The following is a 25,081-nucleotide window of genomic DNA, read 5'->3' as shown; positions in this document are numbered from 1 at the left end:
GATAACAGGGGAATAGCATAGCAAAGAATGGTTCATTGCCTGTTTTTTGTTCTACTATTGGGTAGTGTCTACTCGTTAAGTTGTGGCTAGCGGAATGGTGGGGCATACAGAATGCCACCTTCTTTCCACAAGTGGTTGTAGCCTCTTGGTATGCCTATTGGGGATGCCATACCTAGGTTGCGCTCGAAGGACTCACCATAATTGCCAACTGTGGCAATAATATCGGCTGCCCAGCTTGCTCTTAGCCCAAGATAGCTACCAATATTTCCTTCGGTCCCAAGCACTCGGCGGATTTCAGGCACGGTTGATTGCTTCATTTGTTCAACATTATCCATATTGATGCCAAGCTCTTCGGCATTGATCATGGCGAACAGCGACCACTTAACAATGTTGAACCAGCGTTGGTCATCGCCACGCACTACCGGACCGAGTGGTTCTTTTGAAATATAAACATCCAGAACTTGATAGTCTTCTGGATTAGCAAGCCGCGAGCGATGCGCAAACAGCTGCGATTGGTCCGCTGATATCGCCTGGCAGTCATTGGCTTCTAAGGCCTCAATCATTTTTTCTGGTGTGGCGAGCTTCAGTGGCTCGTAGGCAAAGCCTAAACGGCGAAAGAAATCGGCTAGGTTTGGATCTGACGTAGTACTGCGCTGCACACAAATCGTCTTGTTGGCCAGCCCTGGCACGCCCGCAGCGGCATCGCCAGCCCTAACCATGATGCTCTGGCCGTCGTAATAATTGACGCCGGCCACTGCTAGGCCAATTGCCGTATCGCGAGTGATGGTCCAAGTGGTGTTGCGAGCAAGCAGGTCTACCTCGCCACTTTTGATGGCGAGGAAACGATTGCGAGGATTTAAGGCAACAAACTCAATGGCATCGGGATCTTCTAGCACCGCAACGGCCACGGCCCGGCAGATATCGACATCAATCCCTTGCCAGCGATCATTCTGATTGCGGTCGGAAAACCCCGGAATACCGGTACTAACGCCGCATTTAAGCAGACCACGTTGGCGCACTTTCGCCACAGTGCCGCCATCATCTAGCGAGTCTTGAATTGGAATGTCGTTATCGCTAGTAAAGGAGTCGCGGCAGCCAGTTAACAGCATGCAAGACAAAACCCCAATGAATAAAACGGCAACGGCTTGGCGCAAAATGGGTGATCTCCAAAAACATAACGGGCTATGAACCTTCGAGCCTACCTTAGTTTAGCCAGTAGGCCTACTGCAATAGGCTGTTGCGGTTGTTAAGAACAATTAAAGACATTAATTGATGCAACTGTGACAAGACAATGAATTTTTTGTGAATGGGGTCACAAGGCCTAGCGCATATCGTATGCTGAAAAATAAAAAAGCGAGGGAATCATGCGAGCAATATTATTTGGTCTGCTCTTATTGCCAGTTGTCGCAATGGGTAAAACTGACTTACTCGACCTGTCTGTGACGCCAGAAAATCTAATGCAGTTTGTTGCAACGGAACCAGTTTGTTTATTAGACGGTTATGTTTACTGGCAAGGCGACATTGCCTATACCGCCCTTGGTGAATACTGGCGCTGTGAAGTAACCGAGACCGGATTTCGGTGGCGAGTTGTGACGCAAAGTAACTAAAGGCAACTATACTTCCCAACAAGCCACATCTTGTTGGGAAGTGATTATGGATTTAAGCCACTACCGGTGCTTGGTAGTAGACGACTTTGACAATGTGCGTAAGTCGATCAAAGGTATGCTCGTCCGACTTGGCATCGAAAATGTCACCGAAGCTTCAAACGGTCAAGAGGCCCTGCGGGCACTACGTTATCAAAGTTTCGACGTTGTTTTATGTGATTACAATCTAGGGCCTGGCCGAGATGGGCAGCAGCTCCTTGAACTCGCTCGAGCCGAGAAAATTATCAGCCAGCGTACCGTTTATGTGATGATCACCGCCGAAACAACTAGGGCAATGGTGATGGGGGCACTTGAGTTTGAGCCAGATGATTATATGGCTAAACCCTTTGCACTCGACACACTCGATAAACGATTACAGCGCTGGGCCACCCGAAAAAATGCAATTGAACCCGCATTAGCCGCCATTGAAAACGAAGACTTTGAGTCAGCGTTAGCAGAACTCGACAAGCTAATTGAAGAATCTCCTCGCTACCGCAACTGGGCGCAGCGACAAAAAGTCGATATCTTGCTCGATCAAAAAGCGCTCGACGATGCTAAGACAGTCTTATTAGAAGCTCGTGAGCAGCGAGAGCAGGCGTGGATTGACTTTTTGCTCGCCAGAATTGAATTTCTAAAAGGCAACTTTCACCCCGTTATCGAGCAATTACAGGGTTTGGTATTAAGGTACCCAAATTTTGTTAAAGCCTATGATTTGCTTTCGATGACCTACGAGCGGCTAGACGAGCTTGAGCAGGCTCGCCATGCAAGTGAAGAGGGCGCTCACATTTCGCCCCGTTCGTTTCGCCGACAAATGCGCATTGGAGAGTTATCTGAACAGCTTGATGACCCTGGTGGTGCAGCCAAGGCATTCCGTAAAGCAGTAAAGCTGGCGGAGAACAGCCCCCATGAAACGCCAGCGCTATATGATCGTTTATTGTTGAACCTAGAATCAGCTGCTGAGCGCAGTGCTGAAGTAGCAGATGAGGCTGACTTTCTACGCGATGCTTCTCGTGTGTTAGACAAAATGAATAAGCGTTTTAAGGATGACCCTGAGGCCGTGTTGCGGTCTCAAATCCATCAGCTAAGACTAGCTGCCAAAGCGGCTCGAGCGTCGATGACCGAAAAACTGATGGATGCCGCCAAGCGTCGAATTGGTGATGTGTCACAAGAATTACTGCTCGAGGTGATGCAAGCCTACTATGATGTGGGGCAAGCGAATGCTGCCAATCGCTGGGCGGATGAGTTAATTAAGAAGTTTCCTAACGACAAAGCTTTGCAGTCGAAGATTATCGAAATGCAGTCGGAACCAATCCCGGAACAGGATAAACGTAAGGCTTCCGAACTGAACCGGTCTGCGGTTCAGGCATACAAAGACGGTAACTTTGAGTTGGCAGAAGACAAATATCAAGCTGCGCTACAAATATCACCTCACAATCCAAGCCTGATATTGAACTACGTGCAAGCGCTGCTACAGTTGGTGCTCAGTGGTAATAATCAACAAGAGCGCATCAGTGCCGCACTCGCTTTACTACAACGACTGCAGTACCTATCCGACTTGCACTCGCAATATGAGCGCTATCAGCAGTTGCAGAGCAAAGCGTTGCAAATTAAGGAGAAACTTGGTGCCTGATCAAAATCCTATCACTGCCGCCTATTCGGCGCTTATACATGATGTGAAGAACTCATTAGGACTCATGACCAGTGAGTTAGATGGTATCGCTGCCCAGCTCGAGCCGAATCAAACGGATGCTTTGCAACGCATCAATCGTCTGTCACTCGAAAGTGCCAGAATGAATAATGTATTGATGAACCTCTTGGGGTTGCAGCGTCAAGATGCCGGCAAACTCGTTATTAATGTGCAAGAAGCCCTTGTTGTGGACGTGTTTGAAGATGTGGTTGCTCGTTATCAACGTATGGCAGCTCAACTAAACGTTACCCTGAGTATGGCGTGTTCGGAAGACCTAGCCTGGTTTTTTGATCCAATGCAGGTTGAGTCGATCTTGAACAATGTGGTGACCAATGCCATTCGTTATACCAACAGCACGATTCATCTCACCGCGTTTATTGAGCAGGTTGCTGGGCATGACATGCTCTGCATACAAGTTACGGATGACGGGCGTGGATACCCGCAAGCGCTTATTGAAGGCTTAACTGGGCCAAGCACAATTAACATGGCAACAGGCTCCACGGGATTGGGTCTTTACCTGAGTGAGAAGGTCGCCAATATGCATGAAAAGAACGGTATCTGTGGCAAAATACAGCTGTCGAATGAGGAGGGCGCACATTTTCGCCTATGGCTGCCCTAACGCTACAATAGATTTACTGCTGCAAGCGGCGCTGTGCCGCTGCGGCCATGTCTCGACCACGTTTTACCGCCATAAAATCTACCAGCTGTCGACCTAGCCAGCTTGGTCCTCGCAGTACCAATAAACTCACCGCCGACCCGATAAAACCAATTAATAAGGCGCATATCAGGGCTTCGAAGGTAAGCAGAATCGTTGGCTGATACAGCTGCCATGTGCCTTGCACGGCTTGACCATCCCAGTAACTAAAGAAATGCCAAAGCTGGCTAAACAAAGAGCCATCGCTTAATGCCATTAGTTTTGCCTGTAGTTGTTCTACTTTGTCACGCGTTTCCAAGATTATAAATCCCACCTCACGTGAGCTGGCGTCAGATGATACTAGAAAGCTATCAATTAGCCTTTGCATATCGCCTTCATGATTGCGTACAGCAATCTCTCGATAGCTCGCTAATGCTTGTGTCGCTTCAAACAATTGGCCATCTAAGCGCTGGCGATAGCTGGCTAAAAACGCAGGAATTTGCATACCTAGCAGTGCGGATGCTAGAAATACTAATCGCTCTGTTACTTGGCAAAAAAATCGATACATAAATGCTCTAGCCAGTTTTGGGCGTTGCAAAATGGATACCTGTGCAATATAGACTTCCCTATATCTAGGGGTTTTGAACCAGTTGGCAAGTTTCTCATTTGCTGTGGTTAAAAATGTCTAAAAATTGTTCAGTAGCTGTTATGGCACGTTGATCGTTAGGTGACACAATGCAACCAGTCCAGACCGTAAGTCACATGCTCTACTACCCCAACTGGCTTGAGAATTCTGAAACAAGCGATCTGATTTCACAGCTTGCTGGGTTGCCTTGGCGGCAGGATTATCTCATCCTGTATGGTAAAAAGCATGCCATTCCTCGCCAGCATCTATGGTTGGCTGCGTCGCAACAATCATATCGATATTCAGGCATTAGCATGCAAAGTGCTGGCTGGCCTCATTGGCTTGCAGCATTAACTGAAAGGCTTAACCAGCAGTTTGATACGCGCTTTAATAGCGCACTTGCCAATCATTATCGTGGTGGGCAGGACAAAATGGGGTGGCATAGTGATGATGAGCCTGAGCTGGGTCAGAATCCGGTCATTGCTATTGTATCCTTAGGTGTTGCAAGATACCTTGGCGTGCGACGCAAGGGTGAGACAAAAATGCTGGAAAAAGTATGCCTAGATCACGGTAGCTTGTTACTTATGCCATCTGGGTTTCAGTCGCATTGGCAGCACGCTTTACTTGCCCAAAGCCCACAGCTTGTAACGCAAAGTCGCTACAGTTTGACCTTTCGCCACACTGGCGATCAACATGATGCACGGAGACTATTATGATCCCACTTTATGACGCATCGCCTGCACTGGCTGAATACAAGGTAACATTGCAACAAGTGGCGAGCCGAGTATTTGCCGAGTTACCTGAAGAGCTTACAGCACGGCAAGTGCTGAGCGGCGAGTATGTCGAGTTTCCGGAACATAGTGACACCGACTTGGCGCTACTCCACGAAGGTTATATACGGCTTTATTATCGCAATCAGCACGTGCTCACGCTTGAGCCTGGCGATCCGATATTCGCACTGCCAACGGATTTTTCCTTGCGAGCCGAAGGCGCTTGCGAAGTGTATCTAATGCCGCTGCACCAGTTGCAAAGCAACACAGAGTTACTAGCTGACTGGCTCACATTATTGACCCGCTGGCCTGGCTGTCTTTTTGAGCAAATACGTCAGTACACACCGGTGGAGGTACACGAACTTCCTGAGCATCGCCTCTTTAAGCCGGACGATACCATTATCGAGCAAGGGTCTCTGCCAGACTATGTTTACTCTTTGGTTGAAGGGGAAGCTGAAGTTGTGCGCAATGGCAAGCAGGTAGCAACTATTGTCGCCGGTGAGATATTTGGCGCAATGTCGATATTACATGGAGAGCGTCGAACAGCCTCTGTTGTTGCCAAGCAGCATTGCACGGTACTAGCAGTGCCTGCTGCACAGTTTGATTTACTTATTCGCACTAGTCCACATTTGATTATGGGGTTGATGAAGTCGATGGCAGCGAATATTGTCAACGCCAACGATAAACTACTGTCGTCATAATCCAAGGCCTGCTCAGCACGTATTGATTCAGCGGGCCGTTAATTGGGAGCATTGCTTTGGCTGGAGATGACTTCGCGACATTGCAGCAGTGGTTTGCGCAAGAAATTGCAGCGCAAAATATTGATTGGCAACGCGAACCCATGTCGATCGACGGGGTGAGCAATTTTGACTATCAAGCTAATGCTCTCATTCAGCAAGCCGAACGCCACTGGCGCCTTAAGTACGGGTTTAGCCCATCGCCAGTTACCTTGCAGAAAGCATTCTATGCCGCCTTAATTAAACCGGCAAAACCATCACGCTGGCGACAGTTTATTCAACGTATTAAGAGGCAATAATTTGTTCAGTATTACTGATTCTCACCTAGGCGAGCAGGCCTCCCACCTAGTTGCAGGAGAAACCAATAAAATCGCCAACTTGTCGAACCTTGCCGCGTTGCTAATGCATAGTATCAAGGGGTTAAACTGGGCTGGTTTTTATCTAGTTGATGCGCCTGAGGAGCTAGTTTTAGGGCCTTTTCAAGGGCTGCCAGCTTGTATACGAATCCCTTTCGCTAAGGGCGTGTGTGGTGCCGCCGCTAGGCTTCAGCAAACCCAGCTTGTCGGCGACGTGCTGCGATTCGAAGGGCATATTGCTTGTGATGTGAATACCAGAAGTGAGCTTGTTGTGCCGATTGTCGTGGCAGGCAGCACTGTTGCTGTAATCGATTTAGACTCGCCACATACAGGGCATTTTACCAATGAACATGCTGAACAAGTGGAGGCGGTTGCTCAGTTGGTTGCCCAGCATTGGCTAAATTGGCACTAATTAAACCATGGGTTTATCGGCTTCTGTTTTCGGCCATGCTACTTGTTAAAACTGATTTCCAACATCGCCTTGCCGGCCTCGCCCGCAATAGGGATGCAAATGACCCGTTGCGGCGAGAAGTGCATAATATAGTGTTCTTCCCCGTCGATGATCTTCGGCTGTGCCAACTCAAAATCATAACCCTTTTCAGCTAAACGCATCTTGGCGCCGCCTGTTAGCATATTGGTGATTTCGCCGACTAAGTCGCGAAGCTCTTTGTCTAGATCTGCTTCTGGCTCACCCAGCATGTTGGTAAAAACGGCTTCAATTAATGGTCGGTCAAAGCTAATTGCCAACGACCCTTGCACTTGTGGGCCCTTCATTTCGATAAAGCCGGTGAGTACGCCAGCCGCTCGCGCATCCGCCTTAAGCTTTGGCTTATCTGGCTGCACAGGTACCATTGCCATGGTAGACATAACATCGATAAACGACGCTAAGAAAGGGTTAATAAATTCAACATTCATAGACTGCACCCAACGAATCTACTGTAAGATTAGCATTCACCGAATGGGTACGTGGTAAACATCAAAAAGAAAACGGAAAATAATTTATGACATCTTTGTCAGGTTGGTTGTTAGTAGGTCGAGGCAGCGAGCAGCGCATTGTGTTGATTGCGCATCATAATGAAACCGGCGCCTTTGGCATTTGTTTAAACGATGCTAGCGACACTAGCTGGGAGCAAGTGTTTGGCGACGACATCGCCGCGGCGGTGAAGCAGAACCCTATCTTTATTGGTGGGCCAGATAAAGAAGACAAACCCTGGGTATTACACCCGGTCGTGCCAGACATAGCCTTTGAAAATTCACTCGAATTAGGTGCTGCGCAGTTAACCTTATCGCTTGATGGGCTAAGTGTTGCTGCCAGTGGTGATTTTGGGGCGCTAGCTAGAATTGGTTTTGGTGTGTATACCTGGCAGCCGGGTGAGCTTGAAGCGTCGGTATCGGATAATAAAGACTGGCAAATCATTCCAGCAAGCGATGCTATTTTATTTAGCATTGGCCAAGATCGGCTATATGAAACCTGTGTGCAAGTAGCGGATGCGCTGGCAAAAAAAATGGCCGATCAGTCTTAAGACTGACCGGCCGCGCTTCTCTCATTGGTTTGAGATCTGTGCGACATCATAATTATTATGAATGCCGACACTTCAATCATAGCGAGAAAATCATCGTAATTGCAAAATAAATAAGCATGGCCTTAGCCAGTACTTTGTCTGCAGCACGGCCTTTCAAGTTGAAAAAAAGCAAACTACCCCAATCAATAGTGTGAGTAATCTTGACGGTTTTAGGCTCGTGCTGTTAAGAACCAAATCGATAATTTGACGTAATTACCAACAAGGTAACATTTATTTATCGTAACTAGTCCTACTGATAGAGACCAATTATCGTTAATAAGTGAAGTCAGTCGAAACCGCGAAGCCGAGGAGTGCGATATGACAACGACAATTGTAATTATTACTGCAGTAACCGCATTGCTTGCTGCTGGCGCAGCTAAAAAAGCAAAAGCCATGCAGCCTAAGCGAGTACCTGTGCCAGTGCGCCGCCGGGATGACCAGCGCTAAAATTCGGTAACTACTTACTATTTTCTTAAGGGCGCACGCACAGCGAATGTGATGAAATGATTGTACTGCGCCACTTTACTCCTACAATAGCGAGCATAAAAAGCACTTCTGTAGGAGTCCAACATGTCAAAGCAGTTTAAAGTATTTATCGACGGTGAAGCGGGCACGACTGGCCTGCAAATCCGTGACCGCCTCGCCCATCACCCGCATATTGAGCTAGTCAGTATCGATCCAGACTTGCGCAAAGACGACAATGCCAAGCGAGCGCTAATGGCCTCTGTGGATGTAACCGTATTATGTTTGCCCGATGACGCTGCAAAGGCGTCGGCTGCTTTGGCCGATGAGGCTGGCTGTCGCGTATTGGATGCAAGCTCGGCGCATCGCGTACAGGATGGTTGGGTATATGGCATGCCCGAACTGAGCCCAGACCAACGGCAAGCCATTGCAAACGCACAGCGGGTATCTAACCCAGGTTGTTATGCCACGGGTGCAACCCTGTTGTTGAAGCCTTTAACACAAGCGGGCGTGTTAAAAGACAGTGCCCGCATCTCAATAAATGCCGTTTCTGGTTATACCGGTGGTGGTAAAGCATTAATCGAAACCTATGAAGCGGCCAATCCTGCCTCGGCTTACGCCCTATACGGGATGAACTTTGAGCACAAACATATCAAAGAAATCCGCCAGTGGGGCGCTTTGTCACACAAGCCAAACTTTTTCCCAAGTGTGGTGAACCTACCGCAAGGCATGGTGATACAAATACCTTTGCATCGTGATGACCTTAGCAATGAGCAAGCAAACTTGGCGCAGGTGTTGGAAGACTATTATGCCGGTCAAAAGTTTGTCCGTGTGCTGAAACCCGAGCAGGTGTTAGCCAATAACTTTTTCCATGTAGAAGGCGTGGCGGGTACTAATTACTGCGATGTGACAGCCATTCACGATGCTGATCAGGATCGCCATCTGCTCATCGCTCGCTTGGACAACCTAGGTAAGGGTGCTAGTGGCGCCTGTGTGCAAAACCTAAATATCATGCTTGGTCTTGCCGAAGACTTGTGTGTCACGCTAGGTTGAGCGCGTTAATCATCCCGTGTTGCCGCCATTTGATTGGCAGCACGGATGATCTGCTTACGATCAAGATTTAAAATATCGATCACATTGCTCGCTTCAGGTGTGTCAATCACTTCGGTGATCGGCAAACCGACGAATAAGCTGCGACCCATTACGACGGCAAAATTAATAACGTTCAAAATTGATTCGTTATAGCGCTTGTTGAGCTCACCGGCCACTAGGGCCGTGCGACAATGGGTTTCGCTCATTGCCCAGCGCTTGGCAATCAAATAACTAATTCTGGGCGCAGTTGGTACTAGGGCGGCAACACTCTGGTAGCCGTTTTGATACAGCTCATCAGCTCGGTTCTGTTGATCAATTTCGATTACAATAGGTAAGCGGCCAATATTATGTAGCATGGCGCACATGGTGACTTCGCCAACATTGTGTCGCGTCCAGGTTGCCAAGTAACGCGCTGCTGCAATGACCCAATAGTTTTCTTGCCAATGTTGATCGAACCAAACCCGAGCCGCTTGGCTTCTGGGAATATAGAGCGTTCTTAACGCTGCGCGCATAGCTAATGACTGGGCATAATCTACACCTACGCGAATAATCGCTTCACGTACTGACTTTACCGGCTCGACCCCTCGATAAAAGGCGCTATTAGCTTGCCCAATGAACACGGTGGCAATGCCGACATTGCTTTCAACCGAATAAATTAACTCATGTAAATCTAGTGGTTCAGACATCACCACATCACGAATGATGGCTGCCTGCTTCGGCAGTGACGGCAGTTGTACATTGCCTGCAAGTACCTGGCCACCAATCTTAGACAAGTAATGTTGGTAGTTATTCATTGCCGAAAAGACGCTCCACTAATAATCAAAACGTGCATCACATTTGCGTGCAGTTCTTTCAGCATAGCTAACCTTGCATGCGAAGTTTGATTTAGCGAGCAAGAGTTTAGATGTTTGCCGTTATTGACAGACATAATCGTTGCGCTTTATGGATATATCAAAAAATTTTGATATATTTCTTGAGAGTCACCGTATGCATTGATAACCTTCGCCGCAATGAATAATGAGCCTAACATTTTGATGCTAGCAAAACGCTACAAAGCACTAGGAGATGAACTACGCTTGCGGGTACTGCGCGCTTTGCGTGACGACAGCTTTGGGGTGCTAGAGCTAAGCGAGATTTTTTCCATGCGTCAGAGTGGTATGAGCCATCATTTAAAAACGCTGGCCAATGCCGGGTTGGTTACAACTCGCAGAGAAGGTACGTCGGTGTTTTATCGGCGCTGCGTAGTCGCGCAAGACTCTGTGATACAAGCGATTTTGCAAGAGCTAGATGTGGCGCCACTCGATGAAGAAGTAGCACGTGGCGTTGAAAAAATTCGGGCGGAGAGACTACAGCAAGCGCAGGCGTTTTTCGCCAAAAATGCTGAACGGTTTGAGGTCCAGCAAGAGCTGATCTCTGACTTTGAGCAGTATGCTGACCTCGCCGAAAGCATGCTAGCACTGGCTACAGGGCAGCAGAAAAAAGTGATTGAACTGGGTCCAGGTACAGGCCAGTTTATCGCCACGTTAGCGCAGCGTTATCAGCATGTATGTGCGGTTGATATTTCCGAGCAAATGCTCGCGCAAGCAAAAAAGCGCAACCAAGCATTGGCATTAAAGAACGTTAGCTATGTGCATGGGGAGCTTGGTGATTTGGCAGATCAAACAGTTGATGCCATTGTCGCCAACATGGTGCTGCATCATATGCCAGCCCCAGCTGATGTGTTTCGCCATAGCGGGCATATGCTGAGCAATGGCGGAGTGCTATTGGTTACCGATCTCTGTGAGCACGATCAAGCTTGGGCGCGTGAAGCCTGTGGTGATATGTGGCTCGGGTTCGATCAGCAGCAGCTAGTCGACTGGGCAGCTCAGGCGGGGCTTGCGTTGCACCAATCAAGTTTTATGGCATTGCGCAACGGTTTTCAGGTGCAGTGCTTACTATTTGAAAAGAACGTTTGAAAAAACGAAACGATAAACTTAAGCGGTAGGGCCGGGGTGGCACCGCCAATTTGCTATTTAGAGGGTAAATCTAGTGAGCGAATATAAAATTTTTACATCGGAATCTGTATCAGAAGGCCATCCAGACAAAATGGCAGACCAGATTTCGGATGCCATCCTTGATGCCATTATCAAAGATGACCCACACGCACGTGTAGCGGTAGAAACCATGGTGAAAACCGGCATGGTAATTGTTGCCGGTGAAGTGCGCACTAGCACTTACGTTGACTTAGAAGATCTGGTGCGTGATGTTGTGCGTGACATTGGTTACACCAGCTCAGACGTAGGTTTCGATGCTGACAGCTGCGCCGTCATCAATGCAATTGGTAAGCAGTCTGCCGACATCGCGGTGGGCGTTGACGAAGCAGAAGATAAAGACTTAGGCGCCGGTGACCAAGGCCTAATGTTTGGTTTTGCTACCAACGAAACACCAAACCTAATGCCTGCGGCACTTTATTACTCACACCGTTTGGTTGAGAAACAAGCTGAACTGCGCAAATCTGGCGAGCTACCTTGGCTGCGCCCAGATGCAAAAAGCCAGGTAACGCTACGTTACGACGACAACGGTAAACCAGAAGCCGTTGAGGCGGTGGTTCTATCTACCCAGCACGACCCTTCGATCAGCCTTGAAGAATTACGTGAAGCGGTACTAGAAAAAATCATCAAGCCTGTACTGCCAGCCGAGTGGTTGCATGAAGGCACGCTATACCACATCAACCCAACCGGAATTTTCGTAATCGGTGGTCCCGTTGGTGACTGTGGTCTAACCGGTCGTAAGATTATTGTAGACACCTACGGTGGTGCTGCGCGTCACGGTGGTGGTGCATTCTCTGGTAAAGACCCATCAAAAGTAGACCGCTCAGCTGCTTATGCTGGTCGCTATGTAGCGAAGAACGTTGTGGCGGCGGGCCTTGCTGATAAGTGTGAGATTCAAGTGTCTTACGCTATTGGTGTTGCTGAGCCAACGTCGATCGCGATCAATACCTTTGGCACCAACAAAATCGACGAAGACAAGATCGCAGAGCTAGTTCGTGAGCACTTCGATCTTCGTCCGCGTGGCATCATCGAAATGCTAGATTTGCGCAAGCCAATCTACCGCGCGACAGCAGCGTACGGTCACTTTGGTCGTGAAGACCAAGGCTTCTCGTGGGAGAAAACCGACAAAGCAGCTGCACTACGCGCTGCGGCAGGCCTGTAATTGCTTGCTGCGTTGCCCGGCCAAAAAAATGGCCGTGCAACCTATGGTGATTTTGTAACTGGATTCCCGCCTGCGCGGGAATGACGGGTAAAAAATTACGCTTGGTAACTGGATTTCCGCCTGTGCGGGAATGACGGTACATCGTAGGTTTTACGAAGCGCAGCTTCGGGAAACAAATTTAAACATGTTGCCCAGCCAAAAAATCGGCTTTGCCACCTACGATTAGTTACTCAACGAATGACGAACTCCTTGAGGGGCGCTGCAGCAGTGACACTGTCAGGCTCAGGGTAGTGCGATAAAATTTAAGCCAGCTTGCTGGAAGAAACGGCGCCCGGTTCAAACAATTGGAGACTATCTAATGACTGCACCGGAAAACTTTACTGATTACAAAGTTGCAGATATCAACCTAGCCGACTTTGGTCGCCGTGAAATTGAAATCGCTGAAACTGAAATGCCTGCACTCATGGCATTGCGCCGCAAATACAAAGCTGAACAGCCACTAGCTGGCGCTCGCATCATGGGTTGTATCCACATGACAATCCAAACAGCCGTGCTGATTGAAACGCTCGTTGAGCTTGGCGCTGAGGTTCGCTGGTCTAGCTGTAACATCTTCTCTACGCAGGATCACGCAGCAGCGGCAATTGCTGCACGTGGTATCCCTGTATTCGCTTGGAAAGGCGAAACCGAAGAAGAATACGTTTGGTGTCTACACAAAACCATTGGTGCAGACGTCGACGGTTGGCAGCCAAACCTAATCTTGGATGACGGTGGTGACCTAACTGAAGTACTACACAACGAGTATGCAGCAATGCTCGACAGCATCCACGGTATCTCAGAAGAGACGACGACTGGTGTGCACCGTCTACTAGAAATGCTAGAAAAAGGCACATTGAAAGTGCCTGCGATCAACGTAAACGACGCGGTGACTAAGTCGAAGAACGACAACAAATATGGTTGCCGTCACTCATTAAACGACGCCATCAAGCGTGCAACTGACCACCTACTTGCGGGTAAAAAAGCCTTGGTGATCGGTTATGGTGACGTTGGTAAAGGCTCAGCGCAATCACTTCGCCAAGAAGGCATGATTGTTCGTGTAACCGAAGCGGACCCAATCTGTGCTATGCAAGCGTGCATGGACGGTTTTGAAGTGGTATCACCATACAAAAACGGTATCAACACGGGTGAGCTAGATTGCATCAATGAAGCCCTGCTAGGTGACACAGATCTAATTGTTACCACAACCGGTAACTACGATGTTTGTGACAAAAACATGCTACAGAAAGTTAAAAAGCATGCTGTGGTATGTAACATTGGTCACTTCGACAACGAAATCGACACCAAGTTCATGCGCGAAAACTGGAAGTGGGAAGAAGTGAAACCACAGGTGCACCGCGTTTACCGAGCTGAAGGTCGTGAAGACTACATCATCCTGTTGTCTGAAGGCCGACTAGTGAACCTAGGCAATGCAACAGGTCACCCATCGCGTATTATGGATGGTTCGTTTGCTAACCAAGTATTAGCACAAATGTACTTGTTCGAGCATAAGTTTGCCGAACTACCTGCTGGTGAAAAAGCAAAAGGCTTGTATGTGAAAGTGCTACCGAAGAAGCTAGATGAAGAAGTGGCAGCAGAGATGGTGCGTGGCTTCGGCGGTGTGATTACCACGTTAACCAAAGAGCAAGCGGCTTATATTAATGTACCAGTTGACGGCCCATTCAAGCCAGAAAGCTATAAGTACTAAGATCAGCCCATAAGTTGATCGGTGCGCCGCCTGGCGCACCAACTATTTAGGAGAAGTAACATGTCTGAATTAACAGTGTCTTTCGAATTCTTCCCACCGAAGACCGACAAAGGCATGGAAAACTTGCGCAAAGTGCGCAGTGAGTTGGCAGAGGAAGTGCCTAATTTCTTCTCGGTAACCTATGGTGCTGGTGGTTCAACGCAAGATCGCACGTTCAAAACTGTGGCTGAGTTTAATGCAATGGAAACCGCGACAGCGCCACACCTAACCTGTGTGGGCGCAACGGTGGAAGGCTTGCATGAACTGTTAGGCAAATACAAAGACATTGGCGTTAATCGCATTGTTGCACTGCGTGGCGACCTGCCAAGTGGTACGGTGGGCGGTACCGGTGAATTTCGTTACGCTAGTGACCTTGTAGCGTTTCTAAAAGAACATTACGGTGATGTATTTAAGCTCGAAGTGGCTGCCTACCCAGAAATGCACCCGCAGGCGCCTAACTTCAATGCCGATATCGAAAACTTCGTCACTAAAGCGAAAGCCGGTGCCGACTCAGCTTTAACGCAATACTTTTTTAATCCAGACGCTTACTTCCACTTTGTAGAGCAGGTGCAAAAGCGTGGGGTGGATATTCCAATTATTCCAGGCATCATGCCAATCATTAACTATAGCAATCTTGCTCGCTTCTCAGATGCATGTGGTGCAGAGATTCCACGTTGGATTCGCAAGCAATTAGAAAGCTATGGCGATGATGTGGAAAGCATTCAGAAGTTTGGCGAAGAAGTGGTGACCGAACTTACGGGTTGTCTGATTGATGGCGGAGCCCCAGGCATTCATTTCTATACAATGAATAAGTCAGAACCAACGCTGAATATCATGGAAAACCTCGGCTTGCGCATACACCAGCAAGAAGACGTTGAAATTATTTAGGGTTACTTGCCACAACGAAAACAAAAAAAAGGCGCCGATAGGGCGCCTTTTTAGTGTGTAAGTCAAAGGTTTAGTCAGGGTCATGCTCAGCGGTATGCGGCTCGAGGAGTCGCATTAAGTCGAGCACAATATACTGATGATCTTGGTAGAGAATAGTGCCGCGCACGCCTTCTCGATCATTGCCGACTGACTCGATGCTGTCTTGAGGTGCTCGAAAAATTTCACCCGCTTCGGTAATACGAATAGCCTGCAAGCTGTCTTCCAGCTCAAATGTTAGTAGTTGTGGTGAGTCACTAATAGCTGGCGCGTTCATCAGCCTAGCGAGGTCATGCACAACAATGGATGTGCCGCGCACATCTACAATGCCAACTACATCCAAATCAGAGCCCGGAACTGGGTTGATCTCTGGGCACGGGACAATGTCGCGTATGCCAATCACAGATTGCGCGAACCATTGTTCACCCACTTTAAAACTTAGCCATAGATCGGTTTCATCAGACATAAAATTTTCAACACTAAGTAATTATTAATAGGCTTCGGGTAGTGAAGTGCCACTACTCTATAAGTAAGGCACAGCATTGCGTATTTTGCGAGTTTTCCAATAAAAATTTACCAACCCTCGCCAATCATTTGAACATGCCTAGGTTACGGGCTTGGCTGTGGTTGTATTGGCTTGTTGCAAAGCAACAGGCGATGACCAGTTTTGTTGGTTTGTTTCTCAAAATGTGGCTATTTGTTAACCAATAAGTATTTAGAGTTGAAATTAAACTACGAAATAACATATAGTAGTCAATACATTCTAACCATCGTACTAAACATGGAATCTGACATTAGGCTTAGATCACCGAACGCAACTGACGGCATGTCAGTGCATCAGTTGATCGACCGATGCCAACCACTCGACCCCAATTCCTCCTACTGTAATCTGCTTCAATGCACGCACTTCTCGGACACCTGTGTGATTGCCTCGGCGAGCTCTGACGAGCAAGACGTCTATGGCTTCATCTCTGCGTACCAAAAACCTGCTGCACCTGACACTCTGTTTGTCTGGCAGGTTGCGGTCGATTCCCGAGCGCGTGGCCAAGGTCTAGCAAGCAAAATGTTAGACGAGATTTTGAGCCGGCCTGCATTGAACGAAGTTCGCTACATCGAAACCACCATCACGGCGGATAACGATGCTTCGCAGCGACTCTTCCAAGCGTTTGCGCGGCGCTATCAAGCTGAGCATGACGTCAATGAGTTTTTTGATCGTCAACGCCATTTCAAAGATCAACACGACAGTGAGCTGCTGCACCGTATCGGACCGATTGTCCGTCCAGCTCCAGCGTCTTAATAGATTTATAGAGGATATTTATCATGGAAATTTTTCAGCAAGTCGAATCATCGGTACGTTCATATTGTCGCTCATTCCCAGTAGTGTTCAGCCAAGCGCGTGAAGCGTCGCTGTTTACCACTGATGGCACGCGCTACATCGATTTCTTAGCGGGCGCTGGTACATTGAACTACGGCCACAACAACCCAGTACTAAAAGCAGCATTGCTTGAGTACATTCAGCAAGATGGCGTGACGCATGGCCTAGACATGTACACAGAAGCGAAAGAATCATTCTTGAATGCATTCCAATCGCACATTCTTGAGCCACGTGACATGGAATACAAAATCATGTTCACCGGCCCAACGGGTACTAACGCAGTAGAAGCGGCACTAAAGATTGCACGTAAGAAAACCGGTCGTACCGACATTTTGTCGTTCACCAACGGTTTCCATGGCTGCACGCTGGGCGCCTTGGGTATCACTGGTAACTCAAGCAAGCGCTCTGGTGCAGGCATTCCTGCAGTGGGTGTTCAACGTGCCCCGTTTGAGGGCTATTACGGCAAAGATATCGACACCATTGCGATGATTGACAAACTATTGTCTGATCCTTCATCTGGTTACGATAAGCCAGCAGCAGCGATCTTTGAGCCAATTCAAGGTGAAGGTGGTCTAACGGCTGCATCAGTTGAGTGGATGCAAGGCCTTGAGCGCTTGTGCCGCAAGCACGACATTTTATTGATTGCTGATGACATTCAGTCAGGTAATGGTCGTTCAGGTGACTTCTTCGCCTTTGAAGCGGCTGGTATCTCACCAGACATGATCACTTGTTCGAAGTCTCTATCTGGTTATGGTTTGCCTTTCGCCATCATGCTGTTGAAACCTGAACTAGACATTTTCTCGCCAGGCGAGCACAACGGTACCTTCCGCGGTAACAACCTTGCGTTTGTGACAGCGACGAAAACCATTGAGCACTACTGGGCAGATGATCGCTTTATCAATGCTGTACGCGCTAAGTGCGATATTCTGAAAGATCGTTTACAAGCGATCACTGATCAATACCCAGAACAGATCAACATGAAAGGCCGTGGCTTCATGCGTGGCATTGAAATGCCAAATGGTGACATTGCCGCAGAGATTACTGCCGAATGTTTCCAAAACAACCTAATCATCGAAACCTCTGGTAGCGAAGATCAGGTTGTTAAGTGCTTGATCCCGCTAATCGTTGCTGAAGACGACCTAAACGAAGGTCTAGACATTCTTGAAGCAGCAGTGAAAAAAGTTTTGGGTAGCAAGAAGCACTTCGACGCTTAAGTATAATTGAAGGCTAACTTTTAGATTAATTGGCTTGCTGCATGTATTGCAGCAGGCCCAGATTTTTTGGGTTTAAAAAAATGATCGTACGTAAATTGCAAGATTGCATTGATACCGAACGCCAGATGAAATCAGAAAACTGGAACTCAGTTCGATTGTCATTAAAAGACGACAACATGGGCTTCTCGTTTCACATCACAACTATTTATGCTGGCACTGAAACGCCGATCCACTACCAAAACCACTTAGAAACGGTTTACTGCATTAGTGGTGAAGGGGAAGTAGAAACCGTTGCGGATGGCAAAATCCACAAGATTGAGCCAGGCACGGTTTACATCTTAGATAAGCACGACAAGCATTTGCTACGCGCGTCAAAAGAAATGCAGCTTGCTTGTGTATTCAACCCGCCATTGCACGGGCGTGAACACCACGACGAGAACGGCGTATACCCACTTGAAGCCGAGTCTGTCACCGACTAAGCGTTGCGATAAATCAGTTTTATTTAGCAATTTCTTAGACTTTGCGGAAAAGCAACCGAAGGTGACAAAAAAATAGTCACTGCTTTTGTCAACTTCGGTGTATATTTCGCATCTGTGACAAGCACAGTTGGCGCAAGCCAACGCAGAATTTAGACATAGGGCATCAAGATGGGCCAACATACTATTGAGAAGATCGGCGGTACGTCGATGTCAGACTGGCAAGCTTGCCGTGACAACATCTTCTTACTTGACCGTGACAATCCATATAATCGTGGTTTTGTTGTATCTGCATACGGCGGCGTAACCAACAAGCTGCTTGAGCACAAGAAAACCGATGAGCCTGGCGTATACGCGTTGTTTACCAACAACGACAGCGACTGGGCGTGGGGTGATGCGATGACACAATTGTCGCAGTACCTATGCCAAATTAACAAAGGGCTATTCCCCGACCCACTAATGCTAGAGCAGGCTGATCGCTTTATTCAAGAGCGTGTTGAAGGCGTGCGTAATGCATTAGTAGACCTGCAGCGCTTATGTTCGTATGGCCACTTTCACCTAGATAACCACCTGTTAACCGTGCGTGAAATGCTGGCAGGTATTGGTGAAGCACACTCGGCTTACAACACTGCATTGTTGTTGCGTAATGAAGGTGTGAATGCGCGCTTTGTTGACCTAACAGGTTGGCGTGAGCAGGTAACACACAACATGGACGACAAGATTAAACTGTCGTTTAAACACATCGATTTCAGCAAAGAGTTGCCAATTATCACTGGCTACACTAACTGCTCTGAAGGCCTGATGCGCACGTTTGATCGTGGCTACTCAGAAATTACTTTCAGTAAAATTGCTGAGCTAACCGATGCGCGCGAAGCCATTATTCACAAAGAGTATCACTTGTCGTCAGCTGACCCGAATGTGGTAGGCGTAGACAAGGTGGTACCGATTGGTCGTACTAACTACGACGTGGCCGACCAGCTTTCTATGCTCGGTATGGAAGCGATTCACCCGAAAGCGGCACGTGGTTTACGCGTAAAAGAAATTCCGCTGCGCGTGAAGAACACTTTTGAGCCAGAGCACACAGGTACCTTGATTACAGGTGACTACATCTCAAGCGAGCCTCGCGTTGAGATTATTGCCGGCACGCATACTTTTGCCATCGAAATTTTCGATCAAGAAATGGTGTCGTCGTCTGGTTATGAAGAAACTTTCTTGAAGTTGATTCGCCGCTTTAATGGTAAATCATGTGGTAAAGACATGAATGCCAACAGCATTACCCATTATGTTGATACCAACTTAAAGAATGCTCGCCGCATCGAGCAAGCTATTAAAGATGCTTATGCCACGGCTGAAGTGTCGGTACGCAAAGTATCTATGGTATCGGCGATTGGTTCAGATTTGGCCGTGCCAGGTTTGTTAGCCAAGGCCGTTGCTGCATTGTCGGAAGCTGGTCTTAACATCTTGGCGGTACACCAAGTGCCTCGCCAAGTGGACATTCGCTTCGTAGTAGGCGAAAGTGAATATGAAAAAGCAGTAAGTGCCCTCCACGGTGCTTTAATTGAACCTCATAATCACGACTACGCAATATGTGCCGCATCAATCTAAACAAATATAGATTGCTCATTGCACTTGCAGGCGCCCTCGTGGCGCCTGTTGCATTTGGGCAAGAAGAAAATATAACTGTCACCACTGAGCCGACTCCCATGGTAGAAAGCGCCAGTGAAGCGGATGTGCTTGAGCGTGTTGAGTCGCTTGAGGAGCCCTTGTATAACCCGTTTATCGAGCGTTATTTGATCGATGAAGTGCGCAACCTAAGGGACGAACAGCAGCGTATGCGGGCAGAGTTGATCAAAGAAATTACCGATCGCGAACTGTCAGTCGCCGACCGTGCCATGTCGTACTCCACCAATACGGTTACTTACTTCTTCTATATTTTGGCTGGAGCATCGTCACTACTCGTGCTTGTAGGGTGGAGCTCGCTGCGCGAAGTAAAAGATCGAGTACATAAGTTAGCCGATGAGCAAATTCGCGAGCTGGTTGCCACCTATGAAAAGCGCCTAGATAAAATGGAAGCGCAAATTAAAGTGCGTGGTAAGCAGATTAAAGAAAACGCCGACGAGATTGAGCGTACTAACGAAATCCACTCATTGTGGCTACGTACCTCGCAAGAAGTGAGTGTCGAGAAGCGCATTGAGATTTACGACCAAATCCTACGTTTGCGTCGCGATGACGTAGAAGCCATGACACATAAGGCCGACGACGTACTGGAGCTGCGTGAACCACAATGGGCACTCAACTTGTGTGAGCAAGCCTTGTCGATTGAGCCTGAACACGCGCATGCGCACTATCAAACTGCCTGTGCCTACGCCATGATGGAGCACAACGAACAGGCCATGCAGTCGTTGAAAACTGCTGTAGAGCTATCAAATAGTTACTACAACGAGGCCTTACACGACCCATTGCTGGCCGTATTAGTGGATACCGACTCATTCCAAGCATTGGCCGACTCCTTGTCGTTAAGCTAACCATTGGGTGTGTGTATTAAAATGTGAACATGGACTTGTTCACATTTGTTCTCCTTTCATGTGCAGCCTGCGCCTAGCTTTGCTAATTTTACCCAATCCTCCTCAACACCGCAGAGACGTATCAGTGATTTTGTATCTGATTTAACAGTTTCGCAGCGACTTGCTTTGGCAATCGCGCCATAGATCTTCAAAAGTGCTCAGTGCACTTTTATTACATTGTCAGCCTATTTGACAGTGCCTTCCCTTGTGGAAACTAACAAATTGAAAATTTAACAGGGATATCCTTATGCGCCCTAATGTTTCACCCGAACTGTGGTTGCACGCGCGCTTTACCACGTCGTTGGCGAACTATATTCGTTTGAACTGGCCGAAGTACGCCATGGCTTTATTGGCGTTAATGGCGGTGTCGGTAGTTAGTATTACCTTGCCTTGGTTGGTGGGAAAAACCATTGACGACCTGAAAGCAGGCGAGGTTGCCGCGGCTGGCTTATGGCAGCGTTTTGGTTTTATGCTGATGTTAGGCTTGGCCGGATATGGCTTGCGTTATTATTGGCGTGCCAAACTATTTGGTACCTCTTACCGGCTAAGTGTGGCGCTGCGCCGCCATTTGTATGACCGGTTGAGCAAACTAGGCCCAGCGTTCTTCAATAAGCATCGCACCGGCGATTTAATGGCACGGGCCACCAACGATGTAGACAGCGTTGAAATGGCGGCTGGCGAAGCAGTGTTGGCAGCCTTTGATGGGCTGCTTACCTTTACCGTTGTGCTGATCATGATGGTTGCCATTGTTGATTGGCGTTTGGCTGCCTTGGCATTAATTCCATTTCCCATCATGACCTATGTGTTTCGCCGCATTGGGGTAAGGATGGAGCAGTCTTACAAAGATGCACTCGAGCAGTTTTCTACGCTAAACGATCATACGCAAGAATCGCTGGCGGGCTTGCGTCCGATGCGCGCGCTTGGATTGCAGGGCATTCTGCAGCGTGACTTCGATGCACAAGCAGAAAAAACCTTCGCTTCGAATGCCAAAGTTCAGCGCATTGAAGCACTCTATGAGCCACTAATTCTAGGTTCGTTAGGCTTTTCTACCTTGCTTGCCTTGGCTGGTGGTAGTTATCTAATTTACTTAGATCAGCTCACCATTGGGCAACTAACTAGCTTTAACCTGTACCTAGGGTTGCTGATTTGGCCAATGTTCGCCTTTGGCTGGTTCTTAAATGTGTATCACCGTGGTGCTGCGGCACACGTGCGTTTGTACGAGCTGCTAGTGGAGCCGGATACCCTGCCAGACCACGGCACAGCGCCAGTACCAAGCGAGTATTCACTGAACATTGATATTGCAGAATTTCGCTATCAACCACATCTGCCCGCAGCACTAAAAGATATTCAGTTATCGGTGCGAACTGGGCAGATGATTGGCATTGTTGGGCCAACTGGTTCAGGTAAATCGACACTGCTGCGCCTTATTCAGCGCTACTACGATGTGCAGGACGGCCGTATTACCTTGGCGGGTAAACCCTTGACCGAGTATCCCCTGGATACCCTGCGTGATGTGTTTGCTATGGTGCCGCAAGACCCAATTCTGTTTTCCGACAGCTTGGCCGCTAACATTCGCCTCGGCAAACCAAATGCCAGCGATGAAGAAGTGCTGGCATTTGCTCAGCTTGCCGAACTTGCCCCCGATATCGAGCGTTTGCCGGATGGCTTGGCCACAACGGTTGGTGAAAAAGGGGTAACGCTTTCTGGTGGTCAGCGCCAACGCATTGCCTTGGCACGTGCGCTAATGCGCGATGCCCCTGTGCTGTGTTTAGACGACACCCTATCGGCGGTAGACAACGAAACCGAGCGGCGAATTCTGCAAGCGTTAGCTGGCGAGCAAGGCCAGCGCAGCCTGGTGGTGGTAAGCCATCGGTTAAGTGCTGTGCAAGACGCCGACCTAATTATTGTTTTAAAAGATGGCGAGTGCGCCGAGCAGGGCACCCACGAGCAGTTAATGCAGCTAGAAGATGGCTGGTATGCCCGCATGTACTCACATCAGCAACTGGAGAATCACCTTGAATAAGGCGGTATTTAAGCTGCTGGTTGACCCCCTTAAGCAGCGCCCAAAAGTCTTTCTGATCGCGATTGCCACATTACTAGTGGCTACCGCGGCAGAGGTGGCGGGTCCATTTTTGGTTAAAATATTTATCGATGACTACTTGGTACCAGGTAACTATGCGTCGCACCTGATTGCCACGCTGGCGGCGGTTTATGTGGCAACAGTGGTAGTCTCTGGCATTGGTAGCTATATACAGTTCCGGCTGTTCTCTGGCATTGCGCTGCGCATTATTGCCGACCTGCGCAAAAAAGTGTTCGCCCACGTACTGAGCTTACCGATGCGCTGGCACGACACCTCGATCAGTGGCCAAACGTTGTCGCGCATAACCAACGACACGGAAAGTTTGTTGGAGCTTTATGTCAGCTTCCTATCCAGCATACTAACTGGCTTGGTGTTGATTATTGGCATTCTGATTGGCATGGCATTGTTAGATGTGCAGCTAATGCTAGTGGCATTAGGGATGATTCCTGCCGTTTTGGTGTTGGTGTATGTGTACCAGAAGTTTTCCGGTAAAGCGGTTGCTGATGTACGCGCGCGTAGGGCCGAGCAAAACGTGCATATCTCTGAAGCCATCAATGGCATGTCAGTATTGCAAGCCATGCACCAAACGCAGCGTTATGGTGATGCCTTCAGCAAAGTGAACGAAGGCCAGTACGATGCTCGTATGCGCATCATTCGCACCTCGGGTTTGTTCCTGCGCCCAGCCATGGACATGATCAGTACCACAGTGTTGGCAACCATGATTTTGGTATTTGGTTTTGATGTGATTGGCGGCGTTGCCGAAGTGGGTGTGCTCTATGCGTTTGTCATGTACTTAGGGCGTTTTAGTGAACCCTTGATCGAAATTACTCAGCGCTTTTCGTTATTCCAAACAGCTATGGTGGCGGGTGAGCGCGTGTATAACCTGCTACAGCAAACGGCTGAAGACGAGGGCAAAGACGAGCAGCCAATTCAGGACGCCAGTATCACCATTAACCAGCTAACGTTTGCTTATAAAGCCGACCGCACTGTGTTGCACAACCTGGATATCGACATTCCACAAGGTAAGTTCATTGGGTTGGTTGGGCGTACTGGCTCCGGTAAATCCACCCTGTTGAACTTGCTGCTTGGTCACTACCCAGTGCAGCCCGGGCAAATCATGATTGATGGCCGACCACTCAATAGCTTGAGTGAAGCGAATCGAACCCAAAGCATTGGCCTGATTCCGCAAGAGCCCTTCATTAAAGTAGGCACCTTGCGCGAGAACCTAGTCATGGATCGTGATATCAGCGAAGCCAGCTTGCAAAAAGCCATCGATCAAGCCCAGTTGCGCCCGCTGGTGAATCAGCTGGCTAATGGCTTAGACACCGAGCTAGGCGAGGGTGGGTCGGATTTATCAACAGGTCAGCGCCAGTTAATTGCCATGGCGCGGGCGTTGGCAGCCGAGCCCAAGGTATTGTTATTAGATGAAGCCACCGCCAGCCTCGACTCGCAAACCGAAATGCTGATTCAACAAGCGCTAGATGCGATTAAAGGGGAAGTGACCTTAATTGTGGTAGCGCACCGGTTATCCACCATTCGCCAAGCTGATGAAATCATCCTGCTTGCCGACGGTCACATAGCCGAGCGTGGATTACACCAAGACCTGTTGACCATACCTAATGGCAGGTACGCCAAGTTGTATCAGTATCAAGCAGAGGAAGTTGAGTTGTCGGCGTAGGTTTTACAAACCGCAGGTTTGGGAAACATTGATCGGTGGCGATACATGTTAGCCGAATCAAAGATTCGTCAAACCTACGCGATAACCAAAATCAGCGCCGTTCAAATAACGATCAATCGAGCTCGGCGCTGTTCCGTTAATGTGAAATCCTTGCGGCAAATTAGCCAATTTCAACTAAAACCGATACCAATTTCTGTAACTCTCTCTTTACATTGGCTTTGTCGATCAAG

Annotated in this window: 26 protein-coding genes and 1 riboswitch; of the genes, 21 read left to right on the top strand and 5 right to left on the bottom strand. The window is 48.4% G+C overall.

Annotated features, from left to right (window positions below):
* Nucleotides 1–86 precede the first annotated feature (86 nt).
* A complete protein-coding gene (locus DUW71_RS15470; protein ID WP_233546167.1) occupies nucleotides 87–1,154 on the bottom strand; it encodes an amino acid ABC transporter substrate-binding protein in 1,068 nt (355 codons plus the stop codon).
* 210 nt (nucleotides 1,155–1,364) lie between these two features.
* Here DUW71_RS15470 and DUW71_RS15465 point away from each other — a divergent pair, with 210 nt between their 5' ends.
* From DUW71_RS15465 to DUW71_RS15455, 3 genes are read left to right on the top strand one after another with little or no spacing between them, the layout of a single operon-like run.
* Complete coding sequence (locus DUW71_RS15465; protein ID WP_119396174.1) at nucleotides 1,365–1,607, top strand: hypothetical protein; 243 nt, start codon at nucleotides 1,365–1,367, stop codon at nucleotides 1,605–1,607.
* Nucleotides 1,608–1,653: 46 nt separating this feature from the next.
* Nucleotides 1,654–3,273 carry a tetratricopeptide repeat-containing response regulator gene (locus tag DUW71_RS15460; RefSeq protein ID WP_119396173.1) on the top strand — a complete coding sequence of 540 codons (1,620 nt, stop codon included), beginning with the start codon at nucleotides 1,654–1,656 and terminating at the stop codon, nucleotides 3,271–3,273.
* Entirely contained in the window at nucleotides 3,266–3,949 is a 684-nt protein-coding gene (locus DUW71_RS15455) for a sensor histidine kinase (RefSeq protein WP_158584168.1), read from the top strand. Before DUW71_RS15460 ends, DUW71_RS15455 begins: the two co-directional genes overlap by 8 nt.
* A 13-nt stretch (nucleotides 3,950–3,962) precedes the next feature.
* Here the strand turns inward: DUW71_RS15455 and DUW71_RS15450 are convergent, their stop codons facing one another.
* Complete coding sequence (locus DUW71_RS15450) at nucleotides 3,963–4,532, bottom strand: DUF2937 family protein (RefSeq protein WP_119396171.1); 570 nt, start codon at nucleotides 4,530–4,532, stop codon at nucleotides 3,963–3,965.
* A 167-nt stretch (nucleotides 4,533–4,699) separates the two neighbouring features.
* Here DUW71_RS15450 and DUW71_RS15445 point away from each other — a divergent pair, with 167 nt between their 5' ends.
* Genes DUW71_RS15445 through DUW71_RS15430 form a run of 4 tightly spaced genes read left to right on the top strand, consistent with a single transcriptional unit; the run spans nucleotide 4,700 to nucleotide 6,864 of the window.
* Nucleotides 4,700–5,305 (top strand): alpha-ketoglutarate-dependent dioxygenase AlkB family protein, encoded by a 606-nt coding sequence (locus tag DUW71_RS15445; protein WP_119396170.1) that lies wholly within the window; start codon nucleotides 4,700–4,702, stop codon nucleotides 5,303–5,305.
* Nucleotides 5,302–6,060: a Crp/Fnr family transcriptional regulator gene (locus DUW71_RS15440; protein ID WP_119396169.1), complete on the top strand. Its 759-nt coding sequence runs from the start codon at nucleotides 5,302–5,304 to the stop codon at nucleotides 6,058–6,060. Before DUW71_RS15445 ends, DUW71_RS15440 begins: the two co-directional genes overlap by 4 nt.
* Before the next feature lie 56 nt (nucleotides 6,061–6,116).
* On the top strand, nucleotides 6,117–6,395 hold the full coding sequence (locus tag DUW71_RS15435) for a hypothetical protein (RefSeq protein ID WP_119396168.1): 279 nt from the start codon (nucleotides 6,117–6,119) through the stop codon (nucleotides 6,393–6,395).
* 1 nt (nucleotide 6,396) lies between these two features.
* Entirely contained in the window at nucleotides 6,397–6,864 is a 468-nt protein-coding gene (locus DUW71_RS15430; RefSeq protein WP_233546165.1) for a GAF domain-containing protein, read from the top strand.
* 38 nt (nucleotides 6,865–6,902) lie between these two features.
* Here the strand turns inward: DUW71_RS15430 and DUW71_RS15425 are convergent, their stop codons facing one another.
* Nucleotides 6,903–7,367, bottom strand: a complete 465-nt coding sequence (locus DUW71_RS15425) for a chemotaxis protein CheX (protein WP_119396167.1) — start codon at nucleotides 7,365–7,367, stop codon at nucleotides 6,903–6,905.
* A gap of 86 nt (nucleotides 7,368–7,453) precedes the next feature.
* Here DUW71_RS15425 and DUW71_RS15420 point away from each other — a divergent pair, with 86 nt between their 5' ends.
* The 3 genes from DUW71_RS15420 to argC all read left to right on the top strand — a co-directional run bounded on the left by DUW71_RS15420 (nucleotide 7,454) and on the right by argC (nucleotide 9,529).
* Nucleotides 7,454–7,975 carry a YqgE/AlgH family protein gene (locus tag DUW71_RS15420; protein WP_119396166.1) on the top strand — a complete coding sequence of 174 codons (522 nt, stop codon included), beginning with the start codon at nucleotides 7,454–7,456 and terminating at the stop codon, nucleotides 7,973–7,975.
* A gap of 357 nt (nucleotides 7,976–8,332) precedes the next feature.
* Nucleotides 8,333–8,461 carry a hypothetical protein gene (locus DUW71_RS17965; protein WP_267896672.1) on the top strand — a complete coding sequence of 43 codons (129 nt, stop codon included), beginning with the start codon at nucleotides 8,333–8,335 and terminating at the stop codon, nucleotides 8,459–8,461.
* Nucleotides 8,462–8,584: 123 nt separating this feature from the next.
* On the top strand, nucleotides 8,585–9,529 hold the full coding sequence (argC, locus tag DUW71_RS15415) for an N-acetyl-gamma-glutamyl-phosphate reductase (protein ID WP_119396165.1): 945 nt from the start codon (nucleotides 8,585–8,587) through the stop codon (nucleotides 9,527–9,529).
* Between the two features lie 5 nt (nucleotides 9,530–9,534).
* Here the strand turns inward: argC and DUW71_RS15410 are convergent, their stop codons facing one another.
* Complete coding sequence (locus DUW71_RS15410; RefSeq protein WP_119396164.1) at nucleotides 9,535–10,362, bottom strand: HDOD domain-containing protein; 828 nt, start codon at nucleotides 10,360–10,362, stop codon at nucleotides 9,535–9,537.
* 240 nt (nucleotides 10,363–10,602) lie between these two features.
* On the opposite strand from DUW71_RS15410, the gene DUW71_RS15405 reads away from it, so the two are divergent.
* The 4 genes from DUW71_RS15405 (at nucleotide 10,603) to metF (ending at nucleotide 15,428) form a co-directional block, all read left to right on the top strand.
* Nucleotides 10,603–11,523 carry an ArsR/SmtB family transcription factor gene (locus DUW71_RS15405; RefSeq protein WP_233546170.1) on the top strand — a complete coding sequence of 307 codons (921 nt, stop codon included), beginning with the start codon at nucleotides 10,603–10,605 and terminating at the stop codon, nucleotides 11,521–11,523.
* Nucleotides 11,524–11,596: 73 nt separating this feature from the next.
* Complete coding sequence (gene metK, locus DUW71_RS15400; protein ID WP_119396162.1) at nucleotides 11,597–12,760, top strand: methionine adenosyltransferase; 1,164 nt, start codon at nucleotides 11,597–11,599, stop codon at nucleotides 12,758–12,760.
* 245 nt (nucleotides 12,761–13,005) lie between these two features.
* A riboswitch (S-adenosyl-L-homocysteine riboswitch) is annotated at nucleotides 13,006–13,100 on the top strand.
* 18 nt (nucleotides 13,101–13,118) lie between these two features.
* Nucleotides 13,119–14,501, top strand: coding sequence for an adenosylhomocysteinase (ahcY, locus tag DUW71_RS15395; RefSeq protein WP_119396161.1), 1,383 nt, complete (start codon nucleotides 13,119–13,121; stop codon nucleotides 14,499–14,501).
* 60 nt (nucleotides 14,502–14,561) lie between these two features.
* Nucleotides 14,562–15,428, top strand: a complete 867-nt coding sequence (metF, locus tag DUW71_RS15390; RefSeq protein WP_119396160.1) for a methylenetetrahydrofolate reductase [NAD(P)H] — start codon at nucleotides 14,562–14,564, stop codon at nucleotides 15,426–15,428.
* Nucleotides 15,429–15,498: 70 nt separating this feature from the next.
* Here metF and DUW71_RS15385 read toward each other — a convergent pair whose 3' ends face one another.
* Nucleotides 15,499–15,930 (bottom strand): chemotaxis protein CheW, encoded by a 432-nt coding sequence (locus DUW71_RS15385; protein ID WP_119396159.1) that lies wholly within the window; start codon nucleotides 15,928–15,930, stop codon nucleotides 15,499–15,501.
* 315 nt (nucleotides 15,931–16,245) lie between these two features.
* Between DUW71_RS15385 and ectA the strand changes: the two genes are divergently transcribed.
* From ectA to DUW71_RS15350, 7 genes are all read left to right on the top strand, one after another.
* Complete coding sequence (ectA, locus tag DUW71_RS15380) at nucleotides 16,246–16,761, top strand: diaminobutyrate acetyltransferase (RefSeq protein ID WP_199671246.1); 516 nt, start codon at nucleotides 16,246–16,248, stop codon at nucleotides 16,759–16,761.
* A gap of 23 nt (nucleotides 16,762–16,784) precedes the next feature.
* Complete coding sequence (gene ectB, locus DUW71_RS15375) at nucleotides 16,785–18,053, top strand: diaminobutyrate--2-oxoglutarate transaminase (protein WP_119396158.1); 1,269 nt, start codon at nucleotides 16,785–16,787, stop codon at nucleotides 18,051–18,053.
* Nucleotides 18,054–18,133: 80 nt separating this feature from the next.
* Nucleotides 18,134–18,532 (top strand): ectoine synthase, encoded by a 399-nt coding sequence (locus DUW71_RS15370; protein WP_119396157.1) that lies wholly within the window; start codon nucleotides 18,134–18,136, stop codon nucleotides 18,530–18,532.
* Between the two features lie 168 nt (nucleotides 18,533–18,700).
* Entirely contained in the window at nucleotides 18,701–20,134 is a 1,434-nt protein-coding gene (locus tag DUW71_RS15365) for an aspartate kinase (protein ID WP_119396156.1), read from the top strand.
* Between the two features lie 38 nt (nucleotides 20,135–20,172).
* Nucleotides 20,173–21,054 carry a tetratricopeptide repeat protein gene (locus DUW71_RS15360; RefSeq protein ID WP_158584166.1) on the top strand — a complete coding sequence of 294 codons (882 nt, stop codon included), beginning with the start codon at nucleotides 20,173–20,175 and terminating at the stop codon, nucleotides 21,052–21,054.
* A 286-nt stretch (nucleotides 21,055–21,340) separates the two neighbouring features.
* Nucleotides 21,341–23,116 (top strand): ABC transporter transmembrane domain-containing protein, encoded by a 1,776-nt coding sequence (locus tag DUW71_RS15355; RefSeq protein ID WP_119396154.1) that lies wholly within the window; start codon nucleotides 21,341–21,343, stop codon nucleotides 23,114–23,116.
* Nucleotides 23,109–24,851, top strand: coding sequence for an ABC transporter ATP-binding protein (locus DUW71_RS15350; protein WP_158584164.1), 1,743 nt, complete (start codon nucleotides 23,109–23,111; stop codon nucleotides 24,849–24,851). The genes DUW71_RS15355 and DUW71_RS15350 overlap by 8 nt, the downstream gene beginning before the upstream one ends.
* Nucleotides 24,852–25,081 lie beyond the last annotated feature (230 nt).

The organism is Salinibius halmophilus, assembly GCF_003577475.1.
Classification (GTDB): Bacteria; Pseudomonadota; Gammaproteobacteria; order Pseudomonadales; family Natronospirillaceae; genus Salinibius; species Salinibius halmophilus.
This window is presented reverse-complemented; position numbering and strand designations above follow the sequence as displayed.